The sequence below is a fragment of the Paenibacillus sp. PCH8 genome, assembly GCF_002968835.1.
Lineage (GTDB): Bacteria > Bacillota > Bacilli > Paenibacillales > Paenibacillaceae > Paenibacillus.
In genome coordinates, this window is the sequence record NZ_PKQK01000003.1 from 26,441 (window position 1) to 45,306 (window position 18,866).

At 44.7% G+C, this 18,866-nt stretch carries 14 protein-coding genes; 10 read left to right on the plus strand and 4 right to left on the minus strand.

Going from position 1 to position 18,866, the window contains the following annotated elements; all coding sequences use genetic code 11:
* Nucleotides 1-5: 5 nt before the first annotated feature.
* Nucleotides 6-1,715: a cache domain-containing sensor histidine kinase gene (locus C0Q44_RS17440; RefSeq protein ID WP_105408557.1), complete on the minus strand. Its 1,710-nt coding sequence runs from the start codon at nt 1,713-1,715 to the stop codon at nt 6-8.
* Nucleotides 1,716-1,861: 146 nt separating this feature from the next.
* Between C0Q44_RS17440 and C0Q44_RS17445 the strand changes: the two genes are divergently transcribed.
* The 6 genes from C0Q44_RS17445 (at nt 1,862) to C0Q44_RS17470 (ending at nt 12,856) form a co-directional block, all read left to right on the plus strand.
* Nucleotides 1,862-2,812 (plus strand): ABC transporter permease, encoded by a 951-nt coding sequence (locus tag C0Q44_RS17445; protein ID WP_105408558.1) that lies wholly within the window; start codon nt 1,862-1,864, stop codon nt 2,810-2,812.
* Between the two features lie 15 nt (nt 2,813-2,827).
* On the plus strand, nt 2,828-3,706 hold the full coding sequence (locus C0Q44_RS17450) for a carbohydrate ABC transporter permease (protein ID WP_105408559.1): 879 nt from the start codon (nt 2,828-2,830) through the stop codon (nt 3,704-3,706).
* A gap of 47 nt (nt 3,707-3,753) precedes the next feature.
* On the plus strand, nt 3,754-8,211 hold the full coding sequence (locus tag C0Q44_RS17455) for a carbohydrate binding domain-containing protein (RefSeq protein ID WP_105408560.1): 4,458 nt from the start codon (nt 3,754-3,756) through the stop codon (nt 8,209-8,211).
* Between the two features lie 190 nt (nt 8,212-8,401).
* Complete coding sequence (gene licT, locus C0Q44_RS17460) at nt 8,402-9,250, plus strand: BglG family transcription antiterminator LicT (protein WP_105408561.1); 849 nt, start codon at nt 8,402-8,404, stop codon at nt 9,248-9,250.
* Nucleotides 9,251-9,388: 138 nt separating this feature from the next.
* On the plus strand, nt 9,389-11,311 hold the full coding sequence (locus C0Q44_RS17465) for a beta-glucoside-specific PTS transporter subunit IIABC (RefSeq protein ID WP_105408562.1): 1,923 nt from the start codon (nt 9,389-9,391) through the stop codon (nt 11,309-11,311).
* Between the two features lie 75 nt (nt 11,312-11,386).
* Nucleotides 11,387-12,856, plus strand: coding sequence for a glycoside hydrolase family 1 protein (locus tag C0Q44_RS17470; RefSeq protein ID WP_105408563.1), 1,470 nt, complete (start codon nt 11,387-11,389; stop codon nt 12,854-12,856).
* 154 nt (nt 12,857-13,010) lie between these two features.
* On the opposite strand, the gene C0Q44_RS31550 is transcribed toward C0Q44_RS17470, so the two are convergent.
* From C0Q44_RS31550 to C0Q44_RS17485, 3 genes are all read right to left on the minus strand, one after another.
* On the minus strand, nt 13,011-13,469 hold the full coding sequence (locus C0Q44_RS31550; RefSeq protein ID WP_105408564.1) for a CBO0543 family protein: 459 nt from the start codon (nt 13,467-13,469) through the stop codon (nt 13,011-13,013).
* 162 nt (nt 13,470-13,631) lie between these two features.
* Entirely contained in the window at nt 13,632-14,192 is a 561-nt protein-coding gene (locus C0Q44_RS17480; RefSeq protein WP_105408565.1) for a GerMN domain-containing protein, read from the minus strand.
* A gap of 24 nt (nt 14,193-14,216) precedes the next feature.
* Nucleotides 14,217-15,629: an N-acetylmuramoyl-L-alanine amidase family protein gene (locus C0Q44_RS17485; protein ID WP_105408566.1), complete on the minus strand. Its 1,413-nt coding sequence runs from the start codon at nt 15,627-15,629 to the stop codon at nt 14,217-14,219.
* A 173-nt stretch (nt 15,630-15,802) separates the two neighbouring features.
* Here C0Q44_RS17485 and C0Q44_RS30265 point away from each other — a divergent pair, with 173 nt between their 5' ends.
* The 4 genes from C0Q44_RS30265 to C0Q44_RS17500 all read left to right on the plus strand — a co-directional run bounded on the left by C0Q44_RS30265 (nt 15,803) and on the right by C0Q44_RS17500 (nt 18,473).
* Nucleotides 15,803-15,961: a hypothetical protein gene (locus C0Q44_RS30265; RefSeq protein WP_181151055.1), complete on the plus strand. Its 159-nt coding sequence runs from the start codon at nt 15,803-15,805 to the stop codon at nt 15,959-15,961.
* Between the two features lie 77 nt (nt 15,962-16,038).
* Nucleotides 16,039-16,971 (plus strand): alpha/beta hydrolase, encoded by a 933-nt coding sequence (locus C0Q44_RS17490; RefSeq protein WP_105408567.1) that lies wholly within the window; start codon nt 16,039-16,041, stop codon nt 16,969-16,971.
* Between the two features lie 11 nt (nt 16,972-16,982).
* Entirely contained in the window at nt 16,983-17,408 is a 426-nt protein-coding gene (locus tag C0Q44_RS17495; protein ID WP_105408568.1) for a DUF3237 family protein, read from the plus strand.
* 168 nt (nt 17,409-17,576) lie between these two features.
* Nucleotides 17,577-18,473: an RCC1 domain-containing protein gene (locus C0Q44_RS17500; RefSeq protein ID WP_105408569.1), complete on the plus strand. Its 897-nt coding sequence runs from the start codon at nt 17,577-17,579 to the stop codon at nt 18,471-18,473.
* Nucleotides 18,474-18,866: the final 393 nt, after the last annotated feature.

An 18,866-nucleotide genomic window follows, 5' to 3' on the forward strand; every position in this document is an offset into this window, starting at 1 on the left:
TTCACCTACTTGTCTGTATTATCGTGCCATGTGATGTTAACTTTAATCCCACCCGATGAAGAATGATCATAAGTAAGTCCAGACCCTTCGCCGTACTGAAAAGACAAACGCTGATGCACATTCCATGTACCACATCCCATGTTCTCATCCAGCGGTTTGAGAAGATTGTCCCTCAGATGAACAAGCTGTTCCTCAGACATACCAAGCCCGCTGTCCTCCACTGTAATTGTGTACACGTCATCCTCGCAGTCTGCATAGATTTTAATCTCGCCATCCACCGATTTGGGCTCCAGACCATGAATAATAGCGTTCTCAATAATAGGCTGGAGGGTCAGTCTGGGAACTGTTTTATCTAAAATATCATGGGGCACGTCGATTGTAAAATGCATCCGCTCCAGACGAAGTGACTGAATTTCCAAATAATTTTTGACCATTGTCAGTTCTTCACGAAGCGTGGCTTGATCCTTTTCGGACCTGGTTATGTATCGGTAATACTCTCCCAGATTCAGTGCCATGGCGACCACGGCCTTTTCATTTTTCATTCGGGCCATGTTCTTGATATAGAAGAGACAGTTATAGAGAAAATGGGGATTGATCTGCGATTGCAGCTGCTTGAGCGTGGCTTCGCGGCTTCTTAATTTCTCCTCATATACATTCTCGATTAACTCTTGAATTCGTTGAGCCATGATGTTGAAACGTGCAAATAACAGACTGAATTCATTACGCGCCGGATGGTGCAGACGAACGGAAAAATCCCCGGTGGATAAGCGATTCGTTCCTTTCACCAACTGTAGGAGCGGAAGCTGCACACTGCGATAGAGTGTATACAACACAACGACGCTCATCACGATCAGGACGGCAATTGAAGCGTAAAACAGATTTCGACTGCTCGTAACCGGCTTTAATATTTGCTGCATGGGAACATAGTCAACATAATACCAGCCGAGGCTCTTAGATTGAATGTAGGAGACGTAATATTCCGTTTTGTTTAATGTTGTACTGAACCCGCCGCTGGCTTGCAACGGTGCTTCTCTCAGAGTAGGCAGGATGGCATTCAAGGTATCCTTTCCGGAGCTATTGCTGATTAAACCATAATCGGGATGGAACATAAATGGGTCGCCCTTATTGTTTAATTTGTTTTGATTAAGGAGCGCAGTTAAGTGATGAACTGGAAAACTGATTTTGGTAATTAATCTGGCTTTGCCGGGTTTCGCCATTGCTGTCGTTGGATCGGTGGTGTACCAGATAAACCGATGATCGGCATAGGTCCAGGACTGAGAGAGCGGCTCCTTAAATTCATTATCCGTGTACGGGATGTAAGCATAATAATCCGTTGATATCACTTTTTTCATCCGGGGGAAATACAACGTAATGGTCGAATGCCATTTGCTTGCTGCGTTGTACAGATTCATCTTCTCCAGAATGGCGCTTCCAACTTTCACGCGTTCATAAGGAATATCTTTGTAGTCAGGGCGTTGATATTCCTGAATGCTGGAATCTTGTCCAATGGACATCCCATATAATGACAGTTGGTAAATATTGGATTCTACTGAATCGGCAAATGTTGATAGATGATTCATCGTATTGTTCTGAATCTCGCGTTCGATGACACGCACGCTTTCCCGGTTCGAGTATGTGTAGAGAAACAATACCAGAATAAGCAGCATCACAAACAACAATGTAATTTTGGTAAAAACATTCATGCGTGTGAACAAAGTCCAACCTCCTTAATCTCATTAAAATATTGATATCGTTGTTGCAATATTAGGATATAGATTGCAAATTTCCATTGCTATAATTTTAATATACAAGTTCACGATGACTTGTAAAATACAAAATTTAGAACATGGGGGATGTAGGAGTGAAGGAACATACGTTAGAAACGCCGCATAAACGGCGCTCCACCAGGGTTAAACAGCGCTGGAATATGCAACGGAACTGGACCTTGCATATGATGCTCATTCCAGCCGTATTGCTGGCACTGGTGTTTCAGTACATACCGATGGGCGGCATTGTGATTGCTTTTCAGGATTTCAAGCCATACCTGGGATTTTCAGAGTCTAAATGGGTAGGTTGGGACAATTTTCGATACTTGTTTTTATATCCGGACGTAGGCCAGGTCATCTGGAATACGCTAGTCATTGCATTTTTCAAAATCATCGCGGGACTGTTCGCTCCATTCTTGTTTGCCATTTTGCTCAATGAAGTGCGCTTGACGGCATTCAAGAGAGTGAGTCAGACGCTCGTGTATCTGCCGCATTTCCTATCATGGGTTATCCTCGGCGGGATTCTGCTTGATATTCTGTCCCCGCAAGGAGGCATGGTGAACCAACTTGTTGTAGCCTTCGGAGGAGAACCGATCTTCTTCCTTGGAGATGGTACATGGTTCCGTATAACGCTGATCGTCAGTGACGTATGGAAAGAATTTGGTTTTGGTACGATCGTATTTCTGGCTTCTCTCTCAGGAATCAATCCTGCGCTTTACGAGGCAGCCGAAGTGGATGGGGCCAACCGGTTTAAACAAACGCTGCACATTACGATTCCAGCATTGTTGCCGATTACGATCGTACTGATGACGCTCTCCATCGGCAACATTCTGAACGCCGGTTTTGATCAGGTGTTCAACCTGTACAACCCACTTGTGTACGACAAAGGCGACATCATTGACACCTTTGTATATCGACTGGGGATTTTGAACGGGAAGATGAGTTTTGCCACAGCAGTAGGATTGTTCAAATCAGTGGTTGCCACCATTTTGATTGTTGTATCGTACAGAATGGCTTACAAACTGGCCAATTATCGAGTTTTCTAGAGAGGAGAAAAGGGCTTGTATTATAAAACTAGAGGATACCGCATATTCAGCATTGCCAACTATACTTTTCTTGGCATTTTATCAATACTCTGCATTTTACCAATTATTCATATATTAGCCGTTTCATTCAGCAGTATGGCGCCAGCATCATCAAATCTGGTTACCTTATGGCCCATCGGGTTCACAACCGATGCATATGTGAAAACATTCGGAAATTCAAACTTCATCAACTCCTTGATCGTATCTCTTAAACGGACTGTAATTGCGACGATCATCGGTATGGTCATCATGCTGATAACCGCATTTCCGTTGTCGAAGGAAGATATCAGTTTCAAAGGCCGCTCGTTGTATACGTGGTTTTTTGTATTCACCATTCTGTTCAGCGGCGGCTTGATTCCAAGTTACATTCTGATACAGAAGCTTGGTCTGATGAATACGATCTGGGCGCTTATTCTGCCTGGAGCCTTGTCGGTATGGAACGTCATTCTCATGATGAACTTCTTCCGCGGTCTGCCGAAAGAACTTGAAGAAGCAGCCTATTTGGATGGAGCAGGTCATATCAAAACATTGATTCTGGTCTACGTTCCACTGTCGCTTCCGGCCATCGCAACCTTGTCTTTATTTACGATGGTGTATCAGTGGAACTCCTGGTTCGACGGCATGATCTATATGTCTGATATTAAAAATTATCCGCTTGCTTCTCTGCTACAGACCATTATCGTTCAGCAAGATCTCAGCAAGATCAACGTGGACCCTTCCATGTTGGAGAATATCTCGCAGCGAACTGTACGCGCAGCACAAATTTTTATTGGTGCGCTTCCGATCCTAATGGTATACCCGTTTTTACAACGTTTCTTCGTTAAAGGAATCGTTATTGGAGCAGTCAAGGAATAGGCAAGGCTAGGCAATGCAAGGATAACTGAGCTGAGGGAGGAAGTAAGATGAGAAGAGGACTGGCATGTATGGTTGCATGGAGTTTAATGGCTTCACTCGTATATCCAGCAACTGCTGGAGCAGAAAGTGCAAAGGGTCAAGCGGAGGTGGGGAATGTGCAGGCGAATAGCCTGCACTCCTCTGTTCCCTATAAAGACCTGAACGGGCATTGGTCACAATCCGCAGTTACACGTATGCAAGACTTGAATTTATTGCAAGGTTATACGGATGGTACATTCAAGCCAAGTCAGGTGATTAGCCGAGCTGAATTTGTCATGATTTTGGATCGGGCCTTTGGCTTCACAGGCGATGCGGCTCCTGGTTCATATGCGGATATGACCTCAGCGGATTGGTACTATGATGTGATGGTACGTGCGAATGGTTCTGGCATTATCGAAGGAACAGATCGTGAGCATCTGTCACCGAAAAAACCTATTACCCGGCAAGATGCAGCTGTTATGGTGGATCGAGCATTTCAACTTTCAGCGGGTACGAACGCAGATAGCGAACGATTGAAGTTTCGAGATGCAGCTGATATTTCCAGTTATGCAAAGAAAGCGCTTACCTATCTGGTGAACGAAAATATAGTAAAAGGATACCAAGGCCAATTAAATCCCAAAGCCCCGATTACACGAGCGGAGACGGCAGGGTTATTGTCAGCGATGATTGCAGATGTGAAAAGCGTTCCGGGTACATATGAGTCCCGGGTTGATGGCAACTTGATCCTTAAATCAACGGATATCACGTTAAAAAATACGGTCGTCAATGGAAACCTGCTGCTGGCTGAAGGCATTGACGAGGGTTCTGTCGTGCTGCAGGGGGTAACCGTTACAGGCAGTGTCATTATTAAAGGCGGGGGCAGTCATTCCATCCACATTAGCAACTCCAAGCTGAATCGGGTGGTCGTTGACAAACGTGGTGAACCCGTCAGAGTTGCCATTACGGAAGGAAGCAGCATTCAAGAAGTGATTGTTATGCAGAAATCCATCTTGGAGATCTCTTCGAATAGCCTGGTTGATTCGATGACCATTCTCGCGGAGGCGAATCAAACCCGATTGGATACCAAAGGTAAGATTACAAAGTTGAGTGTGGATGCCAATGATGTCGTGATCAATGGAGAGAAAGTAAAACAAGGTCTGCGTACATCCATGGTGGGTGAAGCTCAACAACCCGCTACATCACAGCCTGGCGATTCAACGAATGTGGCAAGCACACCAACGCCATCTTCTCCAGACGGGCAATCGCCTTCTACACCATCGACACCAAGCAATCCTGCGGGTGAAAAACCGATTCCAGCAACAACGATTCCGCATGATCAATGGGAGCTTGTCTGGAATGATGAGTTTAATGGACCTGCGATTGATTCTTCCAAATGGACCGTGCAGGATACGGGGCTGGTTTATAATAATGAAATGCAGTATTACAGCCCGGATAACACTCGTATTACGAAAGATCAGAATCGAAGTGTGTTGCAGATTGAAGCCAAAAAAGGTCCGAAAAATGGTAAGGATTACAGCTCAGGCAAATTGATCTCCATGGGGAAAGGCGACTGGACCTACGGTAAGATGGTTGTACGTGCGAAGCTTCCAGTAGAAAAAGGCATGTGGCCAGCCATATGGATGATGCCGACAGATGAAGCGCATTATGGAGGATGGCCGGCCTCTGGAGAGATCGATATTATGGAGCTCATCGGTGGCAAACAAAGCAACAACAAGGTATATAGTACATTGCATTATGACAGTGTGAAGCCTGACGGTTCCCATGGACATGACCAGGGAAGTCTCATTCTCCCGAAAGGAGAAACGTTTGCTGACGATTATCATGATTTCCAAGTGGAGTGGCTGCCTGGCATGATTCGCTTCTATGTGGATGGAAAGTTGCATCATGAAGTGACTAACTGGCAAACGAAGGCTACGGGCCAACCGGAGTATTACACATTCCCTGCACCATTCGATCGTCCATTCTATCTCATTCTGAATTTGGCAGTTGGCGGAGATTGGCCGGGTTCACCTGAGAGCGAGTTCACTTCCGAAAAGATGAACGTTGATTTTGTGCGTGTGTATTCGTATAAGAATCTAAGCACATGGCCTGATGTGACAACGAATCCGATAGAGCCAGTACAGCAGCGCGAACCACAAGCCGATGGTAATCAACTCTACAATGATGATTTTTCGGAAGGTTCTGGAGACAATGGGGTTCCTCTTCAGTGGAAATTCATTACGAATGCAGACGGAGCGGGCAGTGTCAAAGTTATAGAGGATGATCAGAAAGGGAAAGCAGCACAAGTTACCATTGATGCATCGGGGACTGAAAACTATTCGGTTCAACTCACTCAGATGCCCATGTACATCAAGAAAAACAAAAAGTACAAAATACAGTTTGATGCGAAGGCATCTGCTGACCGTACAATCCTATCCAAAGTGAACCAATTCGAAAAAAGCTGGACCAATTACTCTGGTGAGCAATCCTTTGCACTCACGACAGATTGGAAATCCTATGAATATACCTTCAATATGCGGGATGGCTCCGATAATAATGCCAGATTCGAATTTAATCTGGGGCTGGATGATACAACCGTTTGGTTTGCCAATGTCCGCCTGATCGAGATGGGTGAGGCTGACGCGGTGACTGTAGAACGAAACACGCTGCCTGATGGCAATTTCATCTACAATGGTACATTTGATCAAGGCAAGGATCGCCTTGGTTTCTGGTCCAGTAGCGTTCACGAGAATGCTGGAGCCAAGATCAGCGTGAATAACTTTTCGAAGTTCCCGATTATGGAGCGTCAACTGGTCGTTGATGTTACACAAACCAATGGTGAGCCTGAGCAGGTTTCAGTGAACCAACCGGGTTTGAAGCTGGAAGCGAATACAACGTATGGCTTCTCCTTTGAAGCCAAGGCAGATACACCGCGAAACATGGATATTGATCTTGTCAGCAATGACGGACATTCCGTACAGGTTCATCAAGGGCAGAACCTTCCCTTGGGCCAAGAAATGAAAACGTATACTGGCGAGATCAACGTGGGTGATGGGGCATCCATTGCCAATTCCGAGCTTAGACTGTTATTCGGCAGCTCCAACGGTAAGGTATATGTGGACAATGTTCGTCTGACCAAACGAGGAAAACCTCTATCGGTGAATGGTTATGCTCATGTGCCAGCAACCGAAGCCTGGATGATGCAAGGATTGCAGTTGGAGAACTCTGAAGAAGGAGGTAAACATGTCAGTTACATGGATCAGGGAGATCTGCTGCAATATAAAATCGATGTGGCTCACGACGGGAGATATGTTCTGTCTGCCCGGATGGCCAGTGGAAAAAGCGATTCGAGCGTTCGTTTCAGCATCAAAGACGAACAAGGTACAACCGTTGCACAATCTGACCTGAGTCTCGGAGACACGGGTGGATGGCAGGTATACAAAACGGTCTATTTCCCAGCAGTTACTCTGACAGCAGGCAAATCATATTTTGTGAATTTTGAAGGAGAGAACTATAATACGCGCTGGATGGATATTTCACAAAGCAAAGTTCAAAATGGTGAACTTACAGCTGATCTGAATCATTGGGAGCTGAGTCCTAATCATCTGGCAGCTTCACATGGTGAGGACAAAGGTCTAACGATTACCCTGCCCGGTACGAGTGAACATTGGTGGGATGCGCTGATGCAACAAGGTCAGATCGAACTCGGCGCAAATACAACGTACCGACTTACCTTTGAAGCATCGGCATCCATTCCCAAATCTATGCAAGCTGTTCTTTCAAAGAATGAAGGGGACTTTGTGAAGTATTTGGAAGAAAAAGTGGACTTAACTGCGGCTACTAAATCGTATGCTTATACATTCACTATGGGAGATACTACGGATTCGGCGGCCATGCTTGCATTTGGATTAGGTTATCCGTTAGCCACAGGTGAACATGCGATTTCCATCAATAACGTGCAGTTATATGAAGTTAATCCCAATGCAGATCAAGGAGGGCAACCGGCTCATGTTAATCTTATTCCTAATGGGGACTTCTCCAAAGGTAATGAGAGTTGGTTTACTCACGCGGATGGTAATGCGGCAGACCTTGAGATTCATGTCAGTCATCAACAGCTTCAAGCCAAGATTGGAAATGTAGGTCAGAATCCATGGGATCGTCAAGTGATCAATGAAGGATTCGGCATCCAACAGGGTTTCAAATACAAGCTGACGTTTAAAGCCAAAGCTGAGAAGCCTAGAAAATTGGGGTTGGGTATTGGATGGGTCGATGCAGAATCCAATTATGAATGGCATGGTTTCTTCGGACAGAGGGTGGGTCTGACCAGCGAAGAACAAGAGTTCACCTTCACATTTGATGCAACAGAAGGAAGCTATCCCAATACTCGAATTTCATTCGATCTGGGTAACATTGACGGTGTAGAAGACGGCAATACAACCGTCTCATTGTCCGATGTCAGCCTGATTAATATGGGTCCTGCTCAATAGTCTTTGTTCACATTATCTGAAAAAATCTTTTACAGATTCTATTTGACACCGATTACATTGTGGTATACAATACAGCTAAATAAGGAGTGTCACTGATTCGATCAGGCACCACCACAGTCTGGAATTCGCAAGTTCATTACTTGCGTTTGTAGACTTGGTGGTGCTTTCTGTCTATAGGGGGTGAGAGAACATGAAATTCAAAAAATCGCTCAATAACAACATTGCCCTTGCGGAAGATACAGATGGATGTGAAGTCATTGTTATTGGTACGGGAGTAGGTTTCAAAAAGGTCAAGGGACAAACCATTGATCGAGAACATATCCAAAAAACGTTTAGAATTGGTGCAAATGATAAGTATCAGCGGATGGAGCAATTTTTCAACGATATTCCGCTGCAAGTCATAGATATAACGGATCAGATTATTGAGACAGGTCAAAAAAGGATTGGGAAAAAGCTTCATGATTCAATCTTGTTGACCTTGGCAGATCATATTCATTTTGCACTGGAACGCCTGAAAACGGGTATGGATATCCAGAATCCTCTTCATTGGGACATTCGTCATTTGTATCCGGTGGAGTATGGTGCTGGCGAACAAGCGGTGAATCTGATCAACGAGGCTTTCCATGTGAGCTTGTCCCATAGTGAAGCAAGTTCCATCGCACTTCACTTCGTGAATGCACAGTTCGATTCAGGTAGCATGAACCAAACGATCAAAATCACTAAAATGATTAATGATATTCTGGAGATCATGTCTCATCATTTCGAGATTGCGCCAGATCAGGAATCGGTGAACTATTCCAGATTCGTCACGCATTTACGCTACTTCATCGTGCGTCAACTGAACCGGGAAGTGCTCTCGTTCAAGGATCAGCATTTCTTGTACGACGTGTTGTCGGAACGCTATCCTTCCAGCTGCCAATGTGCTCAAAAAATAAAGGAATTTATGGAACACCAGTATAAGTTCATCATTACTCCTGACGAGATGGTTTACCTAATGATTCACATCGAGAGAGTGACGACGCATCCTGATGCGGACTGAACATCACGTTTGAATAAGATTTGAATATGGAGTGTTACTGATTCGATCAGGCACCACCAAATGTTACCGATTCTGCACCTGCGGCAGAAAGGTATAACATTTGGTTTTTTTTCGCCAAAAATGGAGGAGGAACTCAGCATGAACCACAGAGAGTTGTCCAAGGAAATCATTCAATTGACGGGTGGAGAAGAGAACATCAGCCAGGCGTGGCACTGTATCACAAGGCTTCGCTTCAATGTTAATGATGAGAAAAAGGTTCAACTGGAACAAATTAAAAACTTAAATGGCGTTCTGGGTGCCCAGTTTCAGAACGATCAATTCCAGGTTGTGATCGGGAATCATGTCGCTGCGGTATATGAGGAATTGGAGGGACAACTGAAGCAGGGCGACGCTACCGAACAAGACAAACAGGCTCCACGCTCCAGAGGCATCAACGCCGTTTTGGATACCATCTCGGGCATATTTACACCGATTCTGCCCGCTATTGTGGGCACGGGTATGCTCAAAGGGATTCTGGCACTGCTAGTGACCTTGGGGCTGTTGCACGAAACCAGTGGCGAATATCAGATTTTGTCCTCCATCGGAAACGCTGCTTTTTATTTCTTGCCTTTCCTGTTAGCCGTATCGTCCGCTCGCAAATTCAAGGTGAATGAGTATATTGCTCTGACGCTTGCAGGCACGATGTTATATCCAACGATCCTGGATGCATACAATGCCCAACATCTTGAACCGATTCGTTTCCTATCGCTTCCGGTTTCGATTGTGAATTACACACAGTCTGTCATTCCGATTATTCTGGGTGTGTGGTTACTGAGCTACGTATATCGCTGGGTGGATAAGGTTATTCCAGGCCCGGTTAAAGTTATTTTCACATCGATGATCGTGCTTGTGATTACGGTTCCGATTCTGCTGATTGCCATCGGACCGCTCGGCACTTACATCGGGATTTACTTGGAAATGGGTACCTCATGGCTCTTTGCCCATTCCGGGCCTCTGACCGGCATTATCCTTGGTGGCCTGATGCCAATCATCGTTATGACGGGTATGCACTATGCTTTCTTCCCGGGAACGCTGCAAAATTTGAGCAAACTTGGATATGACGTTCTTTTATTACCTATTAATTTGGTCACGAACATGGGCCAGGTAGGTGCTGTGCTGGCTGTATTCCTCAAAACGAAAAACCCAAAAATGAAGTCGCTTGCTCTGTCGAGTGGAATTTCCGCTTTCCTGGGCATTACGGAACCTGCATTGTACGGGGTAAGTCTAAAGTTGAAAAAACCATTCTACGCATCACTTGTTGGAGGGGCCGCAGGTGGGGGATTCATTACAGCTGTCGGTCTGAAAAGTTTCGGCTTTGCTGTACCTGGCATACTGTCACTGCCCTTATATATTGACCCGAATGGAGGGATGTCGAACTTCTGGTATGCGTTGATCGGGATCTCCATCAGTTTTACCGTTTCGTTAGTCTTAACCTTGATGCTGAAATGGGATGATTCGGAGCCACAGCCATCTGCCAAACCGGGTTCTCCGCCAATGGAATTGGAGCCTGAATCCTTGTCTGTGGAGAACGAATTGCCCACTACGGTTCATTCCATTGAAGAGAAGAAAGGCGAAGTGAAGAGTCCGCTTACAGGAGAACTTGTACTACTAGCGGAGCTACCAGACAAAACATTCGCGGATGAGTTGACAGGCAAAGGCATTGCCATCCGACCGACAGAAGGCAAAGTGACTGCGCCTTTTGACGGAACAGTCACGATGGTGGCCAAAAGTAAACATGCCATAATGCTTCACTCCACGGATGGCATTGACATCCTCATCCACGTCGGACTAAATACCGTCTCGCTCAAAGGAGAGTTCTTTGATGTCAAAGTAGAAACGGGACAAGAAGTCCGCTTGGGCGATCCACTTGTTGAATTCGATCTGGAGAGCATCAAAGCTGCGGGACTGGACATCGTTTCACCCATCATTGTGACGAATACGCCGGATTATCTGGATGTTGTACCCGTACATGTGAAGGGGGTGATTTCAATGAATGAATTGCTTCTTCTCACTGTTCGCTAAATGTTTTATCACATTTATCATATGAGTGATCTTAACTTTCAACACAAACTACCATATAAAAGGAGCACAACCATCATGACAAAACAAGAAAACAAACAAGTATTCCCGGCAGACTTTCTGTGGGGAGGAGCAACAGCAGCCAATCAATTGGAGGGCGCTTTTGATACCGACGGCAAAGGACTATCCACCTCGGATATGGCCCCATTCGTACCCAAGGAACTACGCAACGGTAAAGATTTCACCTTTGATGTGGATTCTGTTGAACTTGAGGAATTCCTGGGAGGCAACACGGATGTTTATTTCCCGAAACGCAACGGCGTAGATTTCTACCATCGGTATAAAGAAGACATTGCTTTGTTTGCCGAGATGGGATTCAAAGTGCTTCGAATCTCCATCGCCTGGACGCGCATTTTCCCTACAGGAGAAGAGGCAGTTCCGAATGAAGCAGGTCTGGCATTCTATGACGATGTGCTGGATGAACTTTTGAAACACAACATTGAGCCGCTCGTGACGATTTCCCATTATGAAATGCCCGTTCAGCTGACTCAAAAATATAATGGCTGGGAAAACCGCAAATTGATTGAACTATATCTGAAATTCGCCAATACACTCTTTGACCGGTATAAAGATAAAGTGAAATACTGGATTACGTTTAATGAAATGAACATGATTCTTACAAGCCTGTATACAGGAGGCGGTATCCTTGAGGATCAAATCAAGGGCAGCAAGGAACAAGTTGCCTACCAAGCGACTCATCACCAGTTTGTAGCGAGTGCATTGGCTGTGAAAAATGGTAAAGAGAAGATGCCAAACGCTCAAATCGGTTGCATGATTTGCCGCCTGGAGACCTATGCCGCTTCAAGTAAGCCGGAGGATGTGCTGCAAACACTGAAGGAAGATCAGATGAACCTATTCTATCCAGAAGTTCAAGCTCGGGGCGAATATCCATCTTACATGCAGAGATATTTCAAGGAGAATGGGATCGAATTAGTGAAGGAACCTGAGGATGATGCAATTATTAAAGACAACACAGTCGATTTCATTGCATTCAGCTATTACATGAGCTATATCGGTGAATACAATCCGAATGACAACAGCAATTCCGGTATGCTGGTTAGCCAAGTGAAAAATCCTCACTTGAAAGTTACTGAATGGGGTTGGCCTATTGATCCGATTGGGCTTCGAGTTGCGCTGAACAATTTATACGACCGCTACCGGATGCCGTTATTCATCGTTGAGAACGGTCTGGGTGCTACCGATAAGCTTGAGGCGGATGGCTCCATTCATGACACGTATCGAATCGACTATCTGAGTCAGCATATCGAGCAAATGAAGGAAGCGATAGCCGATGGCGTGGATTTGATGGGCTTCACCAGCTGGGGACCCATCGATATTATTAGCTGCTCCACATCCGAAATGGAGAAACGATATGGTTTCATTTATGTAGATCAAGATAATGCCGGAAATGGAACGCTGCAAAGACACCGTAAAGATTCGTTTGCCTGGTATAAACAAGTCATTGAGAGCAATGGTGAGTCCCTGTAATTATGGAAACAAGATAAGCATATACATGAAAAGCCGCCAATTGGCGGCTTTTTGGGTTTAGAGTTCATTCATTATTACAGAAGTAACAGTTTGAAAGAAGCAATCGTAAGAACCTCTTTTTATTCAAAGTTGTTGTTTCGCTGGCTGAGATTACTTAATGAGACTTGCGCGCTTGGAACACCTTGAAGAAAATCAGATAATATACATACGCCATAATCATAGGGATCAGATACGAGATGTAAGACCAGAGGATGTTCCATCCATTAAAATACGATACTTTTCCGTTTTCTTTGGCGATCCACTCGATACTAGTCAGTACGAAAGCGGATATAATGGCTGCTAACCATGGATGTGCACGATGTTTGTATATATAATATATCATAAGACATCCAGCCATTGGGAAGAGACCTATATCGAAAGGCAGAGCTGAAAAGGAACGATTCGTGTATTCGGGAACCAGGTACCAGTAGTAATTGAAACCAATGTTATTGAAAACAGTGGAGGTTGCAACACCGAACGGGAAAAAAATGAGGAGTAAGTCCAGATTTTTTCTTAAAATCCAGCACCCTACAACCATAGGGATCACAAAACCCAATATAACATTCAACACCATTGAATCACTTCCTCCGTGGATGATTTCTGATTTCTTCTATTGTTGACTGAATTACATCTTATAAACATAAAGAAACGGAAGTGAAGTGTGACGTTACGTATGCAAGAACAAACCCCATTCAAATTCGAACGGGGTTTTCGGTGTGGGTTAGCTTTGGTTGATTTACTCGGTGACACGAACCATCGGATGTTCCAATTCCGAATGTCCCATTAAGCTTTCTGAAGCTGCGCCATCTACAAGAAGTTCCAGGCTATTCACCTCTTGGAATTGGAACATCGTTTCCTTTAGAACGTCCAACGCAAGGAGTTCTCCTCCTGACCCAAGTCTTGCTTCATCTGGAATATGCACATCCAACGTCAATGTACCATCCAGGAATTCCAACGATTTGAGTTCAATGTTATTCCATAACGAAACATGATTAGGGTCATCCGCGCTTTGTAACGCTTCAAACACTTTAGTGTATTTGTCCTTGCTGTCAGAGAACTTTATCTCGGCTTTACTTTTCACAACGGTGGTTACTTGAGCATCGACATACGCTACTTCAATCTCTTCGGATTGTTCAATTACTTGATCTTGTTCGTTCGGAGAAGAGGAGTTAACGGTATCTTTGGGATTGGCAGTCGTGCCCGAATTCGTAACCGGTTTGTCTCCGCATCCAGCAATGATGATTGCACATAGTCCGAACATGACCATAAAGCTCGTATATTTCTTCATTTTGTTCATAGTTGCACCTCCTCATCGTTTCTCTTATAGATTCAGAAATTCTTTAATACCATCCACAATGGCTTGAGCCGCTTTGTTCTGACCACTCTCTGACAGCATCACTTTCTCATCCGTCATGTTACTCAGGAATCCAACTTCCAAAAGTACAGCAGGCATGGTCGTTTCTCTAATCACTTGCAAACTGCCATTTTTGACTCCACGATCTTTCAATCCCATCGCTTCAACCAAATGTCTATGAATAATATCGGCTAATTCTTTACTGCTGCTGCGCTGATAATAAAATGTCTCGGTCCCCGTCGCTTGAGGGGAAGCAGTTACACTGTTCCCATGTATGGATACAAATACATCTGCATTTAATTTGTTCGCCAGCTGCACACGTTCCGGGCGCGTGGGATATACATCTGTTTCGCGTGTCATGACAAGTTCAATGCCGGGCTCTTGAAGCAGGAGTGCTTGAACTTTGAGACCCACTGCCAGTGTGTAATCTTTCTCATGTTTGTTCGAGATACTCGTGGTTCCAGGATCAGCCCCACCATGACCCGGATCAATCACAACTATTTTCTTGCCAGAGTCAGTGCCTGCCGGTATAACAGGAATTCCCACAATACCTGTTACACTTAGATCAACGATTAACTTGCCAGCAATATATTGATGATTCACTTGAACATCGCTGAGGTTGTGAAGCTCGATTACAACTCTAACCTCGGCAGGGTCGTTTTTGAAAAGCGAATATCGAACCTCTGTAATGTTTGCAATTCCACTGACATCGAGTTTACCCATATTACCCTGCTGTATCGTAGGTCCCGTGTCTCCAAAAGTGGTGTTTGGCAAGTCCACAACAATTCGATCCGGATTCTTCAATCTGGTGATCTTAGGAGTGATCTCTGTATCTACAGATACAACGAGCTGATGATTCGATAAGTTAATCTCATTCACTTTATTCCATGTGCTCTCATTCCCGCGATCTGGCGTAGAAGGGGAGGGCACGGAAGGAGCTGGTGATACAGCACTCGTTAAACCAACAATCTTGTCCTTATTGTTCCAGCTTACTTGGAGACCCATTTCTTCACTTACGAAGCGAAGAGGCACGACAACTGTGTTTTTTATCATTTGCGGGGCGGTGTTAAGCGAGACGACTTCATTTTGCACCATGGCTTCTTTTTTGCCCACGCCAAGAGAGATCATCTTTGAATTTTGTGCAATGTTCACATGCTGAGTCTTCTGATTCCAGTCGACTTTAAATTTCAAATTCTCGGCAACTACACGGATAGGAATCATGACATTCTTGTTAATGTTGACTACTTCAACTTCAGAAGGCAGTAAAAGTTCCTGACCATCTAATATGATTTTGGTTTGTGGAGCTGATGCGTTTGATTGATGAGGAAATGACAGGATTAAGAACATACTAAATAAGATTAAGCAAACTATTTTTTTCATTTTACACCTCTGTTTAATTCTTTCTAATTGAATTTTCCACGCAAGTTATTACATAATTCTACATTTATTCATAATTGTCCTGCTTTTCTTTTATTATCATGGAATCCGGGTACCGTTAATTCAGTCCAGAGAGTCTGGCAAGGACATCGTATTTTATATTCACGCAGGGTATAATGCAAAAAGGGATTTTGGATATGGGGGAGAGTACGATGAACAAAACGGAGCGACAGCTTGCCATTACACTTGAATTACAACGAAGTAAAGGACAGGGCTATTCACTTATGGATGGCTACGACATCCGACATTTCCGCTTATCCCGGATGACTGAATGAGGCTTGAATATGATAGAATATGGATGTTAACGCTTTTCTTAGGCTAAGTACGTTATAGATACAGGAGGTTGTTGATCGTGGACAAGAAAGAAGCGGATATTGCAGCCAACGAAACACCTGAAGGAACTCAGATCATCTATGGAGAGTTTGCGGAAGGAGGGTCATACTATTCTTGCAATTATCTTCCTGATGTTGTGTATGCAAAGTACGGAGATGTAGAAAGAAGACTGCAAATTATTAGGCCACAACGCAGTGGACATTCATTCCCGTTAGTGGTCTTTGTTCAAGGCTCCGCTTGGAGAACACAACAAATATATGCCAACATTCCGAATCTCTCTCATATTGCTGCGAAAGGATACATCATCGCAAGTGTAGAGATCAGGGACACGGATATCGCGCGTTTTCCGGCTCCTGTCGAGGATGTTAAATGTGCCATAAGATTCATGCGCAGCAATGCAGAGAAGTATGGTGTAGATTCGAATCGTGTTGCCGTATGGGGAGATTCTTCCGGCGGACACTTGTCTTTGATGACGGGACTTACCATTGGTGAATATGACAACGGTCTTTATCGTGAACAATCAGACGAAGTCAGCGCAGTGATTGATTATTATGGGGTCTCCGACCTGCTGTCATTGGGCAAATACAATCATATTCTCGATCATGATGCAGCTGATTCTCCAGAGGGATTGCTTCTTGGTGGTAAAGTGAGGGATCATATCGAATTAGCGAAGCAAGCAAGTCCTCTTCATCAGAATTTGGATCAAAAGCTACCACCATTTCTCATTGTACATGGGGACAGTGACAGCATTGTGCACATCAACCAGAGTATTGAGATGTACAAGGCTTTGAAGAAGCATGGACAGAACGTTGTCTTTTATAAAATATTGGGTGCAGAGCATGGAACAGGGGTATGGAATCCGCAGGTGCTAGATATCACAGCAAGATTTCTATCTACTCACTTAAATCGACCACAGCAAGATAAGCCGCCGTTTCAACATAACCGGGAATAGGGGGAAGACAGGTGGAGTTTGAAGAAGTATTCACGGTGCATGTACGTATAGAGAAGACCTATGAATTACGCAATATCGATAATGACTCCGTAGTCATGATGGCGTTTACAGGTAACGCTACCGGAACGTATTTCGAAGGAATTGTGTTGGACGGAGGGGTGGATACGCAGATTATCGGGAAGTTTGGTGATCGGCATAGTCTATCCGCCAGGTATATGCTTCAGGGGAGAGATCACACAGGGCAATCCTGCGAAATGTACATCGAAAATAACGGGTCTTTCATGAGCAATGTGAAAACGGACTTATTTCGTACTTCCCCCAAGATTATTACAAATAGCAAAGCGTTGTCTTTCTTGAATACCGATATCCTTGTTGGGAAAGGACGTTCGACGGAGCATGGAGTAGATATAGCCATATACCGCGCACTGACTTCGTGAACATATGTATATTTGTATTTACATAACAAACTTACGTAAACCGGTCTTGTTGAATGGGAGTTCTGCTATAGTAGCAGAACTTTTTTGTTGGGCAGATCGTTGCCCAGAAGTGAATTTTGTCAGATGCTTCGGACGGATCTCTTATTCTTGTTCTAAGGAGGTAAAAGCATGAATGATACTTCACCGCTTGAAGCGGCCTTACTGGTGAAACCACGGGCTAAAGTAACCATAGCGGCAGGGCGTCGTCATACCGTTGGTCTTAAATCGGACGGCACAGTGAGCGCTGTGGGTGATAATAAATGGGGTCAATGTGATGTAAGCCACTGGCGCGACATCGTTGCCGTTGCAGCTGGTAATGTCCATATGGCGACTAATACAGGGAATGCTCATACCATCGGCCTAACTTCTAACGGCACGGTGAAGGCTGTGGGTTGGAATAAGCATAACCAATGCGATGTAAACGAATGGCGTGATATTGTAGCCATAGTTGCAGGATGGCGTCGTACCGTTGGCCTGAAATCGGAGGGCACGGTGGTCGCTACAGGTCGAAATAATGAAGGCCAGTGTAATGTCAGCGACTGGCGTGATATGGTGGCGGTAGCAGCGGGTGATTGGCACACGGTCGGACTTAAATCGGACGGTACGGTGACGGTTGTCGGTAATAATCGATATGGTCTATACAATGTAAGCGATTGGCGTGACATCGTAGCGGTAGCAGCGGGTTATCTTCATAACGTTGGGCTTAAACTGGACGGCACGGCGGTGGCGGTAGGTTGGAATAAGTACGATCAATGCGATGTAGGTGGTTGGCACGATATTGTAGCCATAGCTACGGGTACCAGTCATACGATCGGCCTGAAGTCAGACGGAACGGTGACCGCAACGGGTTGGAATAAGTATGATCAATGCAATGTAAGTAGCTGGGGCAATATTGTGGCGATCGCAGCGGGTTGCGCGCATACGATCGGCCTCCAATCAGATGGCACAGTGGTGGCTGTGGGTGATAATGATTATGGACAGTGTGATGTAAACGACTGGCAAGGCTTGCAACTGCCCGACAATTAGTCTGTGAAATAGACAAGAGCAGCCGTAAGCAACAATCACTCGGCAGCCTTGTCTATTTAATCAGTTCTAATAAGTAGAAGAGTCCTATCCCTCGGCTTGAAGCTGATTTTGTTGGGGATTGAGCAGGTGATCGGAGAAGCAGAGCAGAAGAATGTGTTGCTTTAAAACTTATTGGTTCCCGGTCGCTAAATAAAGGTGAAACCATTACACACATACAGACTGGTCAATTGAATGACTTGGAGATGTATGCCAAATATGTGCCAAGAGGTTCCTGAACCCGGTGACCTTATTCGTATCATTCATCTTCAACAATAGGGAAACATATGAAGAGAAGGCTATTTCGATGGACATTCACAGTCCTGCGGAATAGCTTTTTTACTTTTTTATAAAACA

Excerpts from the sequence above, each read along its gene's own strand:
- C0Q44_RS17455 (WP_105408560.1), top strand. The coding sequence starts at position 3,754 with ATGAGAAGAGGACTGGCATGTATGGTTGCATGGAGTTTAATGGCTTCA.
- licT (WP_105408561.1), top strand. The coding sequence starts at position 8,402 with ATGAAATTCAAAAAATCGCTCAATAACAACATTGCCCTTGCGGAAGAT.
- C0Q44_RS17465 (WP_105408562.1), top strand. The coding sequence starts at position 9,389 with ATGAACCACAGAGAGTTGTCCAAGGAAATCATTCAATTGACGGGTGGA.
- C0Q44_RS17470 (WP_105408563.1), top strand. The coding sequence starts at position 11,387 with ATGACAAAACAAGAAAACAAACAAGTATTCCCGGCAGACTTTCTGTGG.
- C0Q44_RS31550 (WP_105408564.1), bottom strand. The coding sequence starts at position 13,469 with ATGGTGTTGAATGTTATATTGGGTTTTGTGATCCCTATGGTTGTAGGG.
- C0Q44_RS17480 (WP_105408565.1), bottom strand. The coding sequence starts at position 14,192 with ATGAACAAAATGAAGAAATATACGAGCTTTATGGTCATGTTCGGACTA.
- C0Q44_RS17485 (WP_105408566.1), bottom strand. The coding sequence starts at position 15,629 with ATGAAAAAAATAGTTTGCTTAATCTTATTTAGTATGTTCTTAATCCTG.
- C0Q44_RS30265 (WP_181151055.1), top strand. The coding sequence starts at position 15,803 with ATGCAAAAAGGGATTTTGGATATGGGGGAGAGTACGATGAACAAAACG.
- C0Q44_RS17500 (WP_105408569.1), top strand. The coding sequence starts at position 17,577 with ATGAATGATACTTCACCGCTTGAAGCGGCCTTACTGGTGAAACCACGG.